The organism is Reinekea sp. (assembly GCF_982785585.1).
This window is the reverse complement of the sequence record NZ_CEYAVF010000028.1, coordinates 1-15888: the sequence shown is the minus strand read 5'-3', so window position 1 is coordinate 15888 and position 15888 is coordinate 1. Positions and strand designations below refer to the sequence as shown.

Below are 15888 nucleotides of genomic sequence, written 5' to 3'. Positions count from 1 at the left end.
AAGCGATGTCGTTATTGGCCATCGGTATAAATCATAATACCGCTTCCGTAGCAGTTCGGGAAAAAATAAGCTTTATGCCAGAAACGATGTCCGCATCGCTTAAGGCTGTGTTAGGCCTGTCCGGCGTACAAGAATCGGTGATCTTATCTACCTGTAATCGCAGTGAGATCTACTGTTACAGCGACGATGCCGACCGCTCAACGGAAGCGGTGATCGTCTGGCTGGCCGCTCAACATAAGATCCAGGAGGATGAACTCCGTGCCTGTCTCTATGTCCACAGTGAAGAGCAAGCCGTTAGCCATATCAGCGAAGTGGCCTCGGGTTTGGACAGTATGGTGCTGGGTGAACCACAGATTTTAGGACAACTGAAGTCGGCCTATGCCGTGGCGCAGGAACATCACAGCGTGGGCGCCCACCTCAACTATATGTTTCAGCACAGCTTTAAGGTTGCCAAGCAGGTCCGAACCGAAACCGCTATCGGCGAAAATGCAGTTAGTATCGCTTTCGCCGCGGTGAGCCTGTCGGCACGGATCTTTTCTGATTTTGCCAGTTGCCGTGCTCTATTAGTTGGCGCCGGTGAAACCATTGATCTGGTCGCTCGGCATCTGCGCGAAAAGGGGGTTACTCAAATCACGGTCGCCAACCGTACCCTAGCCCGGGCCGAGGTCTTGGCCAAGGAGTTCAATGCGCGTGCCTGTTTGCTGTCCGATATTCCCGATGAATTGCCGCATGCCGATATTGTTATTTCCTCAACAGCCAGTCAACTGCCGCTGATCGGCAAGGGCATGGTGGAGCGGGCACTTAAACAGCGCAAACACAAACCGATCTTTATGGTCGATATCGCCGTGCCACGCGATATTGAAAGTGAAGTCGCGGACCTTTCAGATGTCTTTCTCTACACCGTCGATGACCTGCGCTCGGTAATAGAAGACAGCAAACGACAGCGCGCCAAGGCCGCGGTAGAAGCCCGGCTGATTATTGATCAACAGACGGCGAGCTTCATCACCAATCTGAATGCCCGCTCTGCTTCGGATGCCATTAAGCTAATCCGCAGTAACGCCGATAGCATTCGTCAACGCGAATTGGATAAGGCCATACGCGCCTTAGCCGCGGGCGGAGATCCGAGTGTGGTAAGCAAGCAACTGGCGCACAATATTACCAACAAATTAATGCATGCCCCGACGGTGGCGCTGCGCTCTGCACATGAGCAGGGTGATTCAGCAGCCAGTGATTGGGCCTTGCGATTATTCGACATAGACGGCTAAGGACAACATGAAAGAATCGATCCGTTACAAGTTAACCGAATTGTCAGAGCGGTATGAAGAACTGGGCGTCCTGCTGTCGCAAGCCGCGGTGATTGCCAAGCAAGACGATTTTAGGCGCTATTCGCAAGAATACTCAGACCTTGAAGACGTGGTGCGCACCTTTGCCGCCTATCAAGCGGGCGAAGGCGATGTCGCTGAAGCGCTGGCACTGACCGACGATGCCGATCCAGAGATGCGTGAAATGGGTAAGGAAGAGTTGAAATTAGCGCAAGCCCAAGTTCTGCTCTTGGACAACGAGCTGCAGGTTCTATTGCTGCCCAAGGATCCCAACGATGGCAAGAACGTGTTTCTTGAAATTCGGGCCGGCACCGGTGGCGATGAAGCCGCGATCTTTTCCGGTGACCTGTTTCGCATGTATTCGCGTCACGCGGAGAAAATGGGCTGGCAGGTGGAAATATTATCCACCAGCGATGGCGAACACGGTGGTTATAAAGAAATCATTTCGCGCGTCAGCGGTGCCAATGTCTATTCACAGTTGAAGTTCGAATCCGGTGCGCATCGGGTCCAGCGGGTCCCGGAGACGGAAAGCCAGGGTCGGATCCATACCTCGGCCTGCACCGTGGCGGTGTTGCCGGAGGCCGACGAATTGGAAAAAGTCGAAATTGACCGCAACGATCTGCGTATCGACACTTTTCGGGCCTCCGGCGCCGGCGGTCAGCATGTTAACAAGACCGATTCGGCGATTCGACTAACGCACCTACCGACTGGCATGGTGGTGGAGTGTCAGGATGAGCGCTCGCAACATAAGAACAAGGCCCGAGCCATGTCATTGCTCGCGTCCAAGTTGAAAAATATGCAAGAAAGTGCCGCGGCCAAAGAGCAGGCCGATCAGCGCAAATCTCTGGTCGGCAGTGGCGATCGCTCGGAACGGATCCGCACCTATAACTTCCCACAAGGCCGGGTTAGCGACCATCGTATCAACCTAACCCTTTATAAACTTGATGAAGTTATGAGTGGGCAGTTGGAACATATCATTCAACCGCTGCGCATCGAACATCAGGCTCAGCTGTTTGCCGAAATGGGTCAGCAGTGACCCTAAGCGTTGCCGATGCCCTGATCCAGGGCCAAAGCCTGGGTCTGGACAGCGTCGATGTGCAGGTGTTGCTCGCTACCGCGCTGCAAAAGCCGCGCACATTCCTCTTGGCTTTTCCGGAGCGCCTACTCACCGAGCATCAAGCGATTCGCTACCAAGGTTGGTTGGCACGCCGAGTGACTGGCGAACCCGTTGCCTATTTAGTGGGCGAACGTGAATTTTGGTCACTTGCCTTAAAAACCAACGCCAGTACCCTAATTCCCAGACCCGACACCGAAATATTGGTGGAGACGGTCCTCGCCCATTTTGGGCCGGCACCGCGAGTGTGTCTCGATCTGGGCACGGGGACTGGCGCTATCGCCTTAGCCTTGAAGTCGGAACGTGCCGCCTGGCATGTTGCCGGTCTCGATCGACAAGCGGCTGCGGTCCAGCTGGCGCAAGAAAATGCTCTGGCCTTGGCTTTGGCGGTGGAGTTCCGTGTGGGCGATTGGTGCGCCGACGTGGCGCCTGGATCGGTGGATTTATTGGTCAGTAATCCACCCTATATTGACGCTAACGATCCCCATTTGCAGCTTGGCGATGTGCGCTTTGAGCCAAGCAGTGCGCTGATCGCAGATCGCGGTGGTCTGGCGGCGTTTGACAAGATCATAGCGCAGGCGCGTATCTGTTTGAGTGCCGGGGGTGGGCTGTTTTTTGAACACGGCTGGCAACAGGCATCGGCCGTCAGAGCCCTATTAAGCGACGCGGGCTTTAGCCGAATCGAGACGGTCACCGACTACGGCGGCAATGCCCGGGTCACCCTCGGCTATCTCCAGCCCTAGGCCCTAGAATACCAGTAGCATCAGGGTTTGCGCCACGCAGGCAGGCCGGCGGCAACCTTCTATTTCAACGGTTATTTCTTCAGTGACCTCCAGGCCGCGCCGCACCAAGGCGACATGGATGACCTTTTTCGACGCCCGCAGTCGAGAACCGGTTTTTACCGGATAGGGGTAGCGCACCTGATTCAGGCCCATATTCACGACCATCTTAGCGCCCGGATAGGTCGGTGCCTCGGGATTCACGGCACCGATCAGTTTGGGTATCAGGGCCAAGGTCAGAAAGCCATGGGCAATGGTGCCGCCGAACGGCGAATGTTCTTTCGCTCGAACCACATCGGTATGGATCCATTGGTGATCATCGGTGACATCGGCGAAGCGGTCAATCCGCTCTTGATCGACCGTGAGCCATTCACCGACCAGCGTGACCTGATTCATTTGCGCCGACAGTTGTTGGAGCATTTTTTGCGCATCGGAGCCCATCTTTTCCGGCCAGGCCTGATCGCTATTTTGGGCCTCGGTACCGACGCCGAACTTGGTCTGATCCAATACCCAACTGAGCCATTGGTTGTTGCGGGCATTGTTCATCGCGCCGATAAAATAGCCGCGCACCTGGGGATTGACCAAGTCCATGATCTCGGTCCGGTTCTTCGCCAGACGATCGCTCTTTTCCTTTAATAGATCTATCACATTCATGCAAAACCCTTAGTGCCATCAGTTTTAATAAAAAACGGCGGACTTTTCATTCCTTCCTTTGCCGGGAGCTAGTATATGGACTTAAAAAACGAGTTGATAGGCAGTAAAAATTAATATACGGCTGTCCATCTTTTATTGGTTGATCTAACCGGCCCGCCAGGCAGGCGGCTGTTATGCGCAAAACATCGTTCCCCGCCAGCATCGGTTAAGGGCGCCGTTGATGTGGTTGGCCGGCAGAGTGAGGGAAGGAATGCGTCCCGTGGCGGTTGCGCGCCTTTGTAATTTTAATGAGGGATTAAACTTACCCTAGGGTTTAGTTTAATCCCTTTTCGAACGGGGAAAGGGTCGAAAAGCCTGGGGGGTGGGGTTAGCCTGAGCCGCGTTCATTGGTCACTCATCTGGTCCGCCTGAATAGCCGTCAGCGCGATGGTGTAGACAATGTCCTCAACCAACGCCCCGCGTGATAAATCATTCACCGGCTTTCGCAAACCCTGCAACATGGGGCCAATGCTGATCACGTTGGCGCTGCGCTGCACCGCCTTATAGGTGGTATTGCCCGTATTGAGATCGGGAAAAACAAACACCGTAGCCCGACCCGCGACCAAACTGTCCGGTGCCTTACTGGCCGCGACCGACGGTGTGCTGGCGGCGTCATATTGCATGGGGCCGTCAATTAGCAGGTCGGGGCGCAGTTTTTGCGCAATACGCGTGGCTTCACGGACCTTTTCAACATCGCTGCCGGTGCCCGATATGCCGGTCGAATAGCTGATCATCGCAATGCGCGGTTCAATACCAAAGGCCCGCGCCGAATCGCCCGATTGAATGGCAATATCGGCTAGCTCTTCGGCATTAGGGTCCGGGTTGATCGCGCAATCGCCATAGACCACAGCCTGATCGGGCAACAGCATAAAGAACACCGACGATACCAACTTGGTATTGGGTCGGGTTTTGATCAGTTGCAGGGCGGGGCGAACGGTATTGGCCGTGGTGTGGATGGCCCCGGCGACCAAGCCGTCGACATCATTCAGCGCCAACATCATGGTACCCAAAACGATCGGGTCTTCCAGTTGGGCTTCGGCCATTGGCGCGCTCAGGCCCTTGTGTTTGCGCAGCTCAACCATGGCGTCAATATACTTGGGTACGGCGATGGCCGGATCGATGATCTCGATGGAGTCGGGCAAGATGATATCGAGGGTTTGCGCGATACGGCGGATCTCATCCGGATTGCCCAACAGGACGCAATGGGCAATGCCCTTTTCGTGGCAAATGGCCGCGGCTCGAATCGTGCGCGGTTCACTGCCTTCCGGTAAAATAATGCGTTTGGCCGCTTTGCGGGCGCGTTTGACCAGCAGGTGACGGAAGGCCGGCGGCGATAAACGCCGCTCTTCAATAACCTGGGCCCGTTCGGCCAACCATTTGGCATTGATCGAACCGGCCACCGCGTTCATCACGCTTTCCATGCGCTGGATGTCATTGGCCGGGACTTCGGTATTCATGGAATTCAACAGCTGGGCCGAGCGGAAGGTATTGTGTTCCGAGGTCAACACCGGCAAACCGGTTAAGAAAGCCGAATGGCACAGATCCATCACCTGGGGAATGGGTTGTAGACCGCCGGTTAGGATGACGCCTGCCAGCGGCACGCCATTGAGCGCCGCCATGCAGGCCGCGAGTAAAATGTCGTCCCGATCACCGGGCGTCACCACTAGGGTGCCGGCCTTGAGCGTATGCAGCATATTGGGCATGGTGCGCGCACAGACGGTTATGGATTGCACCCGCCGTTCGCTCATCTGGCCCTCATTGATAATGCGCGCGCCCAAGTGCTCAGCAACATCTGCGGTGCGTGGGGCAACCAGTAAAGGGTTCCATTGCACCGCGCCAATGCATTTAAAATCATCTTTCTGGAATATCGGCAAGATGGCGGCAAATTCCTCGGCACTGTGGTGTTTGGCCGTGCCCAGCTCCTCTGGGTCTTCTTCGGCGATCACCTGCTGACTGGCCGGCGCTGGCGCACCAACCTTGTTGAGGATGCAACCGACCACTTTCCTATGATGGATGCCACCGAATAGACTGGCCGTCATCTTAATGCGTTCATTCAGTTGAGCCGTGCTGTCGCTGTTCTTGGCCGAGACCAGAATAACATCGGCGTCCAACGCCTTGGCCATATTGCGATTCAGCTCGGCGATGTAATTTTCATCGGCAACCGGCACCAGGCCTTCGACGATTAGAATGTCAGCATCTTCGCCCGACGCCTGGGAGAGCTGGATGACTTCTTCCATCAGGCGGTCGGCCTGGCCCAGGGCCAGTTGCTGCTGAGCATGGGCCAGCTTGATTGGCTTTTCTGGGTGTAAGCCGAGCGTTACATTGACTAGGTGGGTTGAACGTTCAGGGCCTTGCTCCTTGTCAAATTGCTGGGCGATCGGCTTGCAAAAAGCGACTCGAACGCCCAATTGCTCCAAGGCTCGGACCAGGCCGAGACAGACCGATGTGAGGCCAGTGCCGGCGCCGGTGGCGGTGACAAAATATGTATATTTCACGTTGCGTTACCTTTTAAGCTATCGCATTAAATTAGAGCTAGAGCGGCTCGGGCAATCATTAATTCTTCTTTGGTCTCAATGACCACGACCTTTGGGCCTGGCCCGGTCGAGATGACGCCGAGCATATCGCCATTGCGGGCATTGAGCTCGTTGTCCAATCGGAAGCCAAAGATCGCCAGATTTTCAATCACCGTAGCGCGAATAAATCGAGAGTTTTCGCCGATACCGCCGGTAAATACCAGGGCATCCAGGCGGGTCAGCGCGGTTGCCAAACCGCCGATATGGCGCGCCAGGCGAAAGCAGAAAACCGCCAGCGCCAATTGTGCCCGTTCGACCCCCTCATTAGCCGCGGCCTCCAAGGTGCGCATATCATTGGACAGGCCCGAGAGGCCGAGCATACCGCTTTCCTTGTTGAGCATGTTGGTAACCGTTTCGACATCCCAACCCTTCTGTTGGTACAAAAACTGGTGCAAACCCGGGTCGACATCGCCACTGCGCGTGCCCATGACCAGGCCTTCCAGTGGCGTCATACCCATCGTGGTGTCCATTGATTGGCCGTTGGCCACGGCACAGGCGCTGCAGCCATTGCCCAGATGGGCGCTGATGATGCCGTGCTGCGCGCTAATACCCAATCGTGTGGCGGCTTCGGCGGCGACGTACTGATGGCTCACGCCATGGAAACCATAGCGGCGCACACCCTGTTGCTCATAGAGCTTATAAGGCACCGCATACAAGAAGGCCTTGGGCGCTAGGCTTTGGTGAAAGGCGGTGTCGAACACCGCGACCTGAGGAATGTCTGGATAGAGCGTCGCCAGTGCCTCTATGCCAGCCAGATTGGCCGGATTGTGTAACGGTGCCAGCGCAATACACTGACGAATGCTAGCCAGGACCTCATCCGTTACGATAACCGGATCACTAAAAACCTCGCCGCCGTGCACCACACGGTGACCGATCACCTTGGGCAAGTGATGCAACAGCTGCTGCTCGGTCAATACCGCAATGATCTGGGTCAGGACCGTTGCATAGTCGCTGTCGTGTAGGGCTTGGCGATATTCGCCATCGGCCCAGCGCAGCGTCAGCGCGGCAGCGTCTGAGCCGAGCCGTTCTGCCAGTCCACTGGCGGTTTCGGTCTGATGAGTCATATCAAAGAGTGAGAATTTTACCGAAGAGCTACCTGAGTTTATGACGAGAATATTTTGTGACATTGTCCAGCCTGATAGTGTTGGCGTTGAATTCATGCGAAGAGGCATATTGCAGGGATTATACCCAGCAACACCTAAAAAAACCCAGAAAGGTAGCAAATACGGCTACACTGGCTGCTCACAGCCATCCAATTGAAGGTTTGCCGATCATGATGTCGATCCAATTGAAGCGAATTGTGCGGATTTCTCCCTTACTTTTCATCTGTTTAATGAACCAATCGGCTGCTAAGTTGATGGTGGTCATCGAACAGGCCGCCGTGAGCGGTGGTTATCTTATCGTGCAGACCGATCCAGGCAACTCGGTTCAGTTTCAAGATCGTCTGTACCAGACCGATAGTGACGGTTATCTAGCCATTGGCATTGGCCGAGAGCTTGCCGGCCAGCATGAACTGGCGGTCACCGATGACATCGGTCAGACCGAAAGCCTCGACCTGTGGATTGACAGTCGGAGTTTTAATATTCAACGGGTGAGTGGGTTGCCGAAGGAGTTGGTCACGCCACCCAAATCGTTCACTGATCGAATCGTGCGCGAAGCACAGGCGGTCAAGCGTGCACGAGCCGCAGGCAATGAGCTTCTATTTTGGCGCGAAGAACAATTTATTTGGCCGGCTCAGGGTCGCATTTCGGGCGTCTATGGCAGTCAACGCTACTATAACGACATTCCCGGCTCGCCCCATTGGGGCGTTGATATTGCCAGCCCGACCGGCTCCCCTGTGATAGCGCCGGCTGGGGGTATCGTGGTCCTGGCCGAAGCGGATCTCTATTTTAGCGGCGGTACGCTGGTCTTGGATCACGGGGGCGGCCTGAGTAGCAGCTTCCTACATCTATCTAAACTGTTGGTTGAGGTCGGCCAGGTGGTTGCCCAAGGTCAATTGTTGGCTGAAATCGGCGCATCCGGTCGTGCCACCGGGCCACATCTGGATTGGCGTATGAACCTGCACGGCGAACGGATCGATGCCGTGCTCTGGGTTGATACGCCGGTGCCCTGAGGGCCAATTGCCCAGATAGGACCCCGACCGCTAAATAATCATTCCGCTAGGCAAATGAGGCAGTTAATTCCCTTGTGTTTTTTTTCAAGGTTCCGCACCATGTCTAGGTCAAACACGTATAAAAAAAATAGAGAGATCCTAAATGATAAACAAAACATTATTAGCTGTTGCAATTGCGGGTGTATCGTTACTGAATGTAGCCCAAGCTGACGTCAAAATTGGTTTTCTGGGTGGTTTTACTGGTCCAATCGAAAGTCTGACCCCACCGATCTTTGAAGGCGCCAAGGTAGCCATTGCCCACGTCAACACCCAGGGTGGCCTGCTGCAGGGTGAAATGATTGAAATGCCCAGTGCCGATACAACCTGTGTTGACGCCTCAGCCGCCTCTAATGGCGCAGACCGCCTGATCAACAGCGAAGGCGCTATTGCCCTAGTTGGTGGCCTGTGCTCTGGCGCGACGATTGCCGCTGCGAACAATATCGCCATACCGGCCGGCGTGCCGATGATTTCTCCGGCATCCACCTCACCGGCCTTGACCGACCTGGATGACAACGATTTAGTCTTCCGCACCGCGCCGTCAGACGCTTATCAGGGTGCCATGTTGGCTAACTTGCTAACCGCGAAAGGCATTACTGAAATTGCCATTACCTATGTCAACAACGACTACGGCAAAGGTTTTGCCGATGCATTGGAAGCGTCTTTCACCGGTACCGTAACCGCGAACGAAGCCCATGAAGACAGCAAGGCCGACTATCGTGCCGAGCTGGGATCTTTGGCTTCTACTGGAACCGAAACCCTTGTCGTGTTGGCGTATGCCGACGGATCGGGCCAGACTATCTTGCGTCAGGCCTATGAAAGCGGTGACTTCACCCGTTATATCGGCGGTGATGGCATGGTCGGTCAGTCGCTGATCGACGCGGTCGGTGCTGATGTACTCGATGGCATGATTGCCACCAAGCCGGGCACACCCGATGTTCCTGGTAAAGACGTTTTCGCCAAAGAAATGAAGGCATTGCTGTTGGATCCGAATGCAGTGTTCTCGGCCCAAGCCTACGACGCCGCCTTCCTATTGGCGCTGGCAATTGAAGAAAATGGCACCACCGACAAGGCTGGCCTAAGCGCTGCGCTGCGTAAAGTGTCTTCCGCACCGGGTGAGATCGTTTTGCCAGGTGAGTGGGCCAAGGCGAAGAAACTGATTGCCGCCGGTAAAGACATCAACTTTGAAGGCGCTTCGGGTAACCATGAGTTCGACGCCAATGGCGACGTACCGGGCCTGATCGTTGAAATGGTTGTGGAAAACGGCCAGTTTGTCCAGAAAGGCTTCTTAAAATAAGCATCTGTTAAGCGAACGAAACGAAACGCGGCCTAGCCGCGTTTTTTTATGGCCGGCCTTCAGGCGTTTTACCTTGATCCTTCGGCCATCGGAGTTCAAGCCATTGGTGAACCAACCATGGGTCGCCATATTGTTAGGCTAATAGTACTTTTAAAGGAAAACCCTATGTCAGTCACACTTGCTTTTGATGTTTACGGAACTTTGATTGATACCCAGGGCATAGTGTCGTCCCTAGAGAAAATGATCGGCACACAGGCGTCTGAGTTTTCGCGCTCCTGGCGAGAGAAGCAGCTGGAGTATTCATTCCGCAGAGGCTTAATGCAGAACTACGCACCATTTTCTGTCTGCACCAGCAATGCGCTAGATTTTACCTGTAGCTACCTCAAAGTGTCGCTCACCCAAGCACAGAAAACCGAGCTGCTAAAAAACTATCGCACCCTGCCAGCCTTTGCGGATGTTATCGAGTCCCTCAGTCAATTGAAGGCTGCGGGTTACCGCTTGTTCGCCTTTTCCAACGGGAGTACCGACGCGGTTGAAGAGCTGCTGGTGAACGCGGGCATTAGGACTTACTTTGATGGCGTCGTCAGTGTAGAGGACATTAGGTCCTTTAAACCCAACCCAGGGGTCTACAGTTATTTTTTACGCCAATCCGGTGCCCTAGGCAGCGCGGCGTGGTTAATATCAAGCAATCCATTCGATGTTATTGGCGCGATCTCAGCCGGGTTACAATCGGCTTGGGTGCAACGCTCGCAGGATGCGATATTTGACCCTTGGGGCATTGAGCCAACGGCGACTGTCGCAAGTCTCAATGAGCTTAAAGACGTTTTAGCCTAGCGCGTATTCGCTTACCGTGGTCATAAGGTGACCACTACAGCGACGGGCTTTGCTGTGCAGTACCGTTCGATGTGATGTCTAATCTCAATCGGTTGGCGCACATATTGGCATGTTAATATGAGGTTTTTTCTATGAAGTTAACCAAACACTTTTCTGGCCTGTTGTTCGTCGTACTTGCCACTAGCCCAGCCTGGGCCGATACCCCGCTAGAGCGCCACAAAGTAGTCGACGGGGTCTATGCCATAGTCGGTGAGCTCGGTAACCGCACGCTGGCCAATAGGGGCAACAATGCAACCTTTGGGCTCGTTGTGACGTCTGAGGGGGTTGTTCTGATTGACTCAGGCGGGACCTACCAGGGTGCTCAAGAGATCGATCTGCTGATCAAAGACATTACCGACCAAGCCGTTGTTGCGGTTATTAATACCGGTGGGCAAGACCATCGCTGGTTGGGTAATGACTACTTTAAGCAGCAGGGCGCGCAAATTATCGCCAGTGAACAAGCCGTACTGGACCAAAATAAACGCGTACAGGATCAGCTTATCTCGCTCGGCAACCTGTTTGACGCAGAGTTCATGGCCCAGACTGTGCCGCTAACGGCCGATACGACCTTTAAAGACTACTTCGAGTTAGAGCTCGGTGGCGTGGTCATGCAAATACATCATGCCGGCCCGGCCCATACCCCTGGGGACAGCTTTGTTTGGCTGCCGCAGAAAGGCGTTATGTTCAGCGGCGACATCGTTTATGTTGAACGCATGCTGGGGGTTGGCACCCAGTCCAACAGCAAAAGCTGGATCAACGTCTTTCAAACCATGGCAGCCTATAAGCCGGCCTACCTGGTGCCTGGGCACGGCAAGCCGACCACCTTGGCCGAAGCGACCATAGACACCTATGATTACTTGGTCTTTTTACGTGCAGCGATCGGGGACTTTATTGACCAAGGTCGTGAAATTACCGAGATCGGCAGTCTGGATCAGTCCGAGTTTGTCTATTTGGAAAACTTCGATGCGATTGCTGGGCGCAACGCCCAGCAGGTGTTTATCGAGATGGAGTGGGAGTAACGTTCAGCCCAGTAGCAGGCAACCCCAGTCCTGTGGGCTGAGGTTGCTTTGGCCGGGGTGCTTGCAATGCAGACTCCGCGGTCTGTTATAATTTTGCGGCAATCATCACTTCGAGCTTGCCTTGGTCAAGCGCAAAGTTGCGAATGCCTTCGGCGAGTTTTTCCGTCGCCATGGCATCGCCATTATGCTGCCAGAGGAATTCGGCGTGGGTCATGGCCGCAGGCGCTGCTTGCACATCGGCAGTCGGCACCAGCTTGCGTTCCACTACGCCATCGGTCTCTTTCAGGACCTGGAGCAATTGCGGGCTAATGGTGAGGCGGTCGCACCCAGCCAGTTCCAAAATTTCGCCGGTATTGCGGAAGCTGGCACCCATCACGACTGTTTTATAGCCGTGCGACTTGTAGTAGTCGTAGATCGCACTGACAGACACCACACCCGGGTCTTCTGACGGGCCGAAGTCACGTCCTTCTTTAGCCTTGTACCAATCCATAATGCGGCCGACAAAGGGCGATATCAGATAGACGCCGGCTTCAGCGCAAGCGCGCGCCTGTGCAAAGGAGAACAACAGCGTCAGATTGCAGTTGATGCCCTCTTTTTCCAACACTTCGGCGGCACGGATACCTTCCCACGTGGCGGCGAGCTTAATCAGAATGCGCTCGTTGGTGATACCGGCATCATGGTACATGCCGATCAGTTGACGCGCCTTGGCGATGCTGGCCTCGGTGTCATAAGAGAGGCGGGCATCGACTTCGGTTGAAATACGGCCGGGCACGATATTCAGAATTTCCTTACCGATATTCACCGCTAACATATCGCAGGTATCTTTGACCTGCTGCTCTGGGCTATCGCTTTGGCCTTTTGCCCAAGCGATGGCGGCGTCAATTAGGGGTGCATAGGCCGGAATCTGGGCGGCTTTTAAGATCAACGAAGGGTTGGTCGTAGCATCTTGGGGTTGGTACTGCTTAATGGCATCGATTTCACCGGTGTCAGCGACAACTGTAGTGAATTCACGTAATTGGGCGAGTTGATTCATACTTTGCATTCCTTGGCCGGTAAGGCGGTGAGTGTCTGTGCTAAAATTTCGATGCCAACGGGGTTGGCCTTATGCTGTAATCGGGTTGTAGCGGCAATCCTATGATCAAACCACTGATCGTTGAGGCGTACATTTTTATCACCAATGGTGCTGCACAATCAATGTCTTTTAGAGTTTTATCGATGCTACAGTGCGTGTCCAGGCCCTTTCCTATGTCCAGAGTGCGGAGATGAGCCTTGGTGCTGCCAAAGGCGAAAAGGATTCCCATAGAGGGTTCCGTATTGCAATGCGGGCAGATGATAATTTGCCCGGTATACCACCAGGACAGAATTACCTAGGCCGACTATTCGCCTGGAAAAAGCTTTACGAGTAAAGCTGCGAGCCCGTTTGCATCATCGTTGCTGGCTTGAGTGGTCAATTGTGCGGCCTGCTTGACATCAGCGTTCGCATTCAGCATTGCAACCCCTAGGCCGGCATACCTTAGCATAGAGATATCGTTGTCGTTATCGCCAATAGCGACCACTTGATCGGCCTGAAAGCCCCGTTGTTGAACGTACTCGGCCAGAGCCTTGCCTTTATTATTGCCGTGCTTGGCATAATCGATGCGGTCGAGCCATGAGCGCTCACCGGAAAAGTTGCTCCGGATATAATCGAGTTGGTCAAAATCACCGACGTCGTCGCCTTCGATAACAAATTTCCAAACATGCTCCGTATTATCGAGTTCATCGGTAAAGCTCTCTATCTGACGAATATCGGGGCGTAACTCGACCTGAATAGTGTCTGCCCAACGCGAAAGTGTTTCCATATAGGTAATAGGTTGACTGCGCGAGTAGAGCATTGCGTCGTGAGCATACATGACGAGCTTCAGATTTTTGGCCTCTGCGTTGCGAACAAATTCCCGCGCCTGGTCTTTACCGATGCTGTTGTGCTGCACAACAGCCTGCTGGGCGTAATCAAACAGGTAGGTGCCATTGCAGCAGATAATGGGTGACGTCAGCCCCAGCTCTGCATGGTAGGGCCTGGCGGCGGTATGATGTCGCCCGGTTACCAGTACTATGTGCACATATGGCTGCAGGGCCCGAAGCGCGGTGCGCAACGGGGCGCTGATGCGGTTATCAGAGTTGAGCACTGTGCCATCTAAGTCCAATGCTAGGAGCTTGTACATACCTTACCTCTATTCCAGTTTTGACCGTCGTCGGCATCTTGGCGGTGATGGTGGCTCGAGCGTTTACCGAGCTACTCCTGCTGAGCGCGAATGGTGGCATAAAGCCTAAGGCTGAGGGCCCGTTAATGTAGGCTATATTAGCATATCAACCGGCAGTAGGTTGATCGGCGATAATCTCAGCGCTCGATTAATATCAGAGCCAATTGCCAGGGCGACAGTCACCCGCTAGTAGTCGGATAGCCCCCGCTAGTGCGCGTCCGGATCAAAATACCTGATAATATGGCAATGCCGGCAAGGGTCTTACTTGTGAGGATCAAGAGCCGCGTAAATAATTTCTATTACCGGCTGCGGCTGAAGTCATGCTAGTCTGAGCTGAGCAGCCAAGAATGAAAGATTTTCTTTTATTGAGGCTAATTTTAATGCTAAAAAAAAGCAGGGGGTCATGGTTTTGAACGTAACGATTTTTGGCGAGTTGGTTTTTTATTCGATGTTTATAGTCGGAGCGCTAAGCTATTACTTAGGTAGGCGTAAAACTAGCAAGCCCAAATTAGCGGCCCTAGTTGGCGTACTGTTATGCATTACACCACCATTGAACCTCGCGTATCTGGTAGTGCTCAGCATAAAAAATGATATTGTTCTCGATTCCGAAACGGATAACGCTTCTTAAGTGGACCCTTGGGTACCAGTCGAGAGGATTTGGTCGCTGCACGAAAGGTTTGCTTTGGCAGCGTGCTAGCACTCGATTTCATGCTGGGTGATAGTTATTGCGCGAATTGAATCAGAAACCTGTACAAATTGCTCTATACACCTACCGCATGGAGTGCGACCTATAATTCAAATAGATCCTAAGGCCACAATCCTAATTGCGAGCCAAGCGCCTGGAAGAAAAGTGCATGAAACAGATATGCCCTTTGATGATGCAAGTGGAGCTCGTCTGCGAGCATGGAGGGGTAAACTATTAGACCAATTGCCTCAAGTGTAACTCATGCTTGTGATCGGGCAATATACCCAGTCTTATCATCTACCAGAAAATAAACTGTCACTGACAGAGACGGTTAAATCATGGCAAGATTACTGGCCAAATATTTTACCTTTACCATATCCAAGTCCAAGACATAATTTAGAGTTAAAACGAAACCCGCGGTTCAAATCCGAAATCATTCCTATCCTTCGAAAACGAATCAATGAATTATTGTAAAAAAACCAAACAAAATGATGCACTGGATAGGCCTGTCAGCGCAGCGTTATAGTTAAGAGTTAACAATGAAGTCAGTCTTTATAATAGTGATTTTTATGATTGCAAGTTCGTTGTTTGGGCTTGAATTGAGTAACAACAAGTTAGGGCCATTAATTCTTGGTCCGGAACTTTTGATCTCTAAAGAGAAGTTGGCTTTACATTTTCCTGAATACGATGTGGTTCATGATATTCGATCTGGCGATTCTCCAGATTTTCACTTTCTGGGAGTCTACAAATTAGACGAGCTTATTTTTTACATCGTTTCCTATATTGATACAGAAGAAGCAGTGGCTGAATACCCTATGCATCTATTGGTCGTTGTGTCACCTACGATAACTGATAAGTATGGCTTGAGAGTTGGTGACAGTTATCGCGATGTAGTTTTAAAGCGTTCTGATGAACTTATATTTGGCGCAGGACATCACACCAACAACTTAGGGGCCAATAGCATCTATTATGAATTTAGTCTTGAACCCAGTGGTTTTGATCAAGCAATCGAAATGCCTGATATGTCCCCAGAAAACGCGACAATTGGTGATCTGGTTGAACAAAACCCGAAGATAGAATCTATCTCATGGCCTTATCCATCATGGGATTAGCAATAACAAACAGCAGTATCGACCGTAAAACCCTA

14 protein-coding genes are annotated in these 15888 nt (G+C 53.0%); 9 read left to right on the top strand and 5 right to left on the bottom strand.

Translation table 11 applies throughout. The features are described 5' to 3' along the window. Positions 1–5: 5 nt before the first annotated feature. The 3 genes from hemA to prmC are packed head-to-tail and all read left to right on the top strand — an operon-like array spanning position 6 to position 3179. Positions 6–1265 (top strand): glutamyl-tRNA reductase, encoded by a 1260-nt coding sequence (gene hemA, locus AC4FIC_RS11445; RefSeq protein WP_100256859.1) that lies wholly within the window; start codon positions 6–8, stop codon positions 1263–1265. A 7-nt stretch (positions 1266–1272) separates the two neighbouring features. After that, a complete protein-coding gene (gene prfA / locus AC4FIC_RS11440; protein WP_100256860.1) occupies positions 1273–2358 on the top strand; it encodes a peptide chain release factor 1 in 1086 nt (361 codons plus the stop codon). Beyond that, positions 2355–3179, top strand: a complete 825-nt coding sequence (prmC, locus tag AC4FIC_RS11435) for a peptide chain release factor N(5)-glutamine methyltransferase (RefSeq protein WP_273285449.1) — start codon at positions 2355–2357, stop codon at positions 3177–3179. The genes prfA and prmC overlap by 4 nt, the downstream gene beginning before the upstream one ends. Positions 3180–3182: 3 nt before the next feature. Here the strand turns inward: prmC and AC4FIC_RS11430 are convergent, their stop codons facing one another. The 3 genes from AC4FIC_RS11430 to AC4FIC_RS11420 all read right to left on the bottom strand — a co-directional run bounded on the left by AC4FIC_RS11430 (position 3183) and on the right by AC4FIC_RS11420 (position 7608). Beyond that, complete coding sequence (locus AC4FIC_RS11430) at positions 3183–3869, bottom strand: MaoC family dehydratase (RefSeq protein WP_100256862.1); 687 nt, start codon at positions 3867–3869, stop codon at positions 3183–3185. A 383-nt stretch (positions 3870–4252) separates the two neighbouring features. Further along, positions 4253–6403 (bottom strand): phosphate acetyltransferase, encoded by a 2151-nt coding sequence (gene pta / locus AC4FIC_RS11425; RefSeq protein WP_100256863.1) that lies wholly within the window; start codon positions 6401–6403, stop codon positions 4253–4255. A gap of 26 nt (positions 6404–6429) precedes the next feature. Next, complete coding sequence (locus tag AC4FIC_RS11420) at positions 6430–7608, bottom strand: acetate/propionate family kinase (RefSeq protein ID WP_100256864.1); 1179 nt, start codon at positions 7606–7608, stop codon at positions 6430–6432. Positions 7609–7754: 146 nt separating this feature from the next. Here AC4FIC_RS11420 and AC4FIC_RS11415 point away from each other — a divergent pair, with 146 nt between their 5' ends. From AC4FIC_RS11415 to AC4FIC_RS11400, 4 genes are all read left to right on the top strand, one after another. Beyond that, the gene (locus tag AC4FIC_RS11415; RefSeq protein ID WP_100256865.1) at positions 7755–8594 is read left to right on the top strand and encodes a M23 family metallopeptidase; all 840 of its coding nucleotides are present in this window, start codon (positions 7755–7757) and stop codon (positions 8592–8594) included. Between the two features lie 142 nt (positions 8595–8736). After that, complete coding sequence (locus AC4FIC_RS11410) at positions 8737–9927, top strand: ABC transporter substrate-binding protein (protein ID WP_100256866.1); 1191 nt, start codon at positions 8737–8739, stop codon at positions 9925–9927. 165 nt (positions 9928–10092) lie between these two features. Beyond that, positions 10093–10761: a haloacid dehalogenase type II gene (locus AC4FIC_RS11405; RefSeq protein ID WP_476194537.1), complete on the top strand. Its 669-nt coding sequence runs from the start codon at positions 10093–10095 to the stop codon at positions 10759–10761. A 131-nt stretch (positions 10762–10892) separates the two neighbouring features. After that, the gene (locus AC4FIC_RS11400) at positions 10893–11819 is read left to right on the top strand and encodes an MBL fold metallo-hydrolase (protein WP_490359414.1); all 927 of its coding nucleotides are present in this window, start codon (positions 10893–10895) and stop codon (positions 11817–11819) included. 85 nt (positions 11820–11904) lie between these two features. Here the strand turns inward: AC4FIC_RS11400 and tal are convergent, their stop codons facing one another. Beyond that, complete coding sequence (gene tal, locus AC4FIC_RS11395) at positions 11905–12852, bottom strand: transaldolase (RefSeq protein WP_273284170.1); 948 nt, start codon at positions 12850–12852, stop codon at positions 11905–11907. A gap of 343 nt (positions 12853–13195) precedes the next feature. Next, positions 13196–14017 carry a Cof-type HAD-IIB family hydrolase gene (locus AC4FIC_RS11390; protein WP_100256872.1) on the bottom strand — a complete coding sequence of 274 codons (822 nt, stop codon included), beginning with the start codon at positions 14015–14017 and terminating at the stop codon, positions 13196–13198. A gap of 754 nt (positions 14018–14771) precedes the next feature. Between AC4FIC_RS11390 and AC4FIC_RS11385 the strand changes: the two genes are divergently transcribed. Together AC4FIC_RS11385 and AC4FIC_RS11380 are read left to right on the top strand one after the other, a co-directional pair. Continuing rightward, entirely contained in the window at positions 14772–14999 is a 228-nt protein-coding gene (locus AC4FIC_RS11385; RefSeq protein ID WP_337957384.1) for a uracil-DNA glycosylase family protein, read from the top strand. A 281-nt stretch (positions 15000–15280) separates the two neighbouring features. After that, positions 15281–15853 carry a hypothetical protein gene (locus tag AC4FIC_RS11380; protein ID WP_100256874.1) on the top strand — a complete coding sequence of 191 codons (573 nt, stop codon included), beginning with the start codon at positions 15281–15283 and terminating at the stop codon, positions 15851–15853. The last annotated feature ends 35 nt before the right edge of the window (positions 15854–15888 follow it).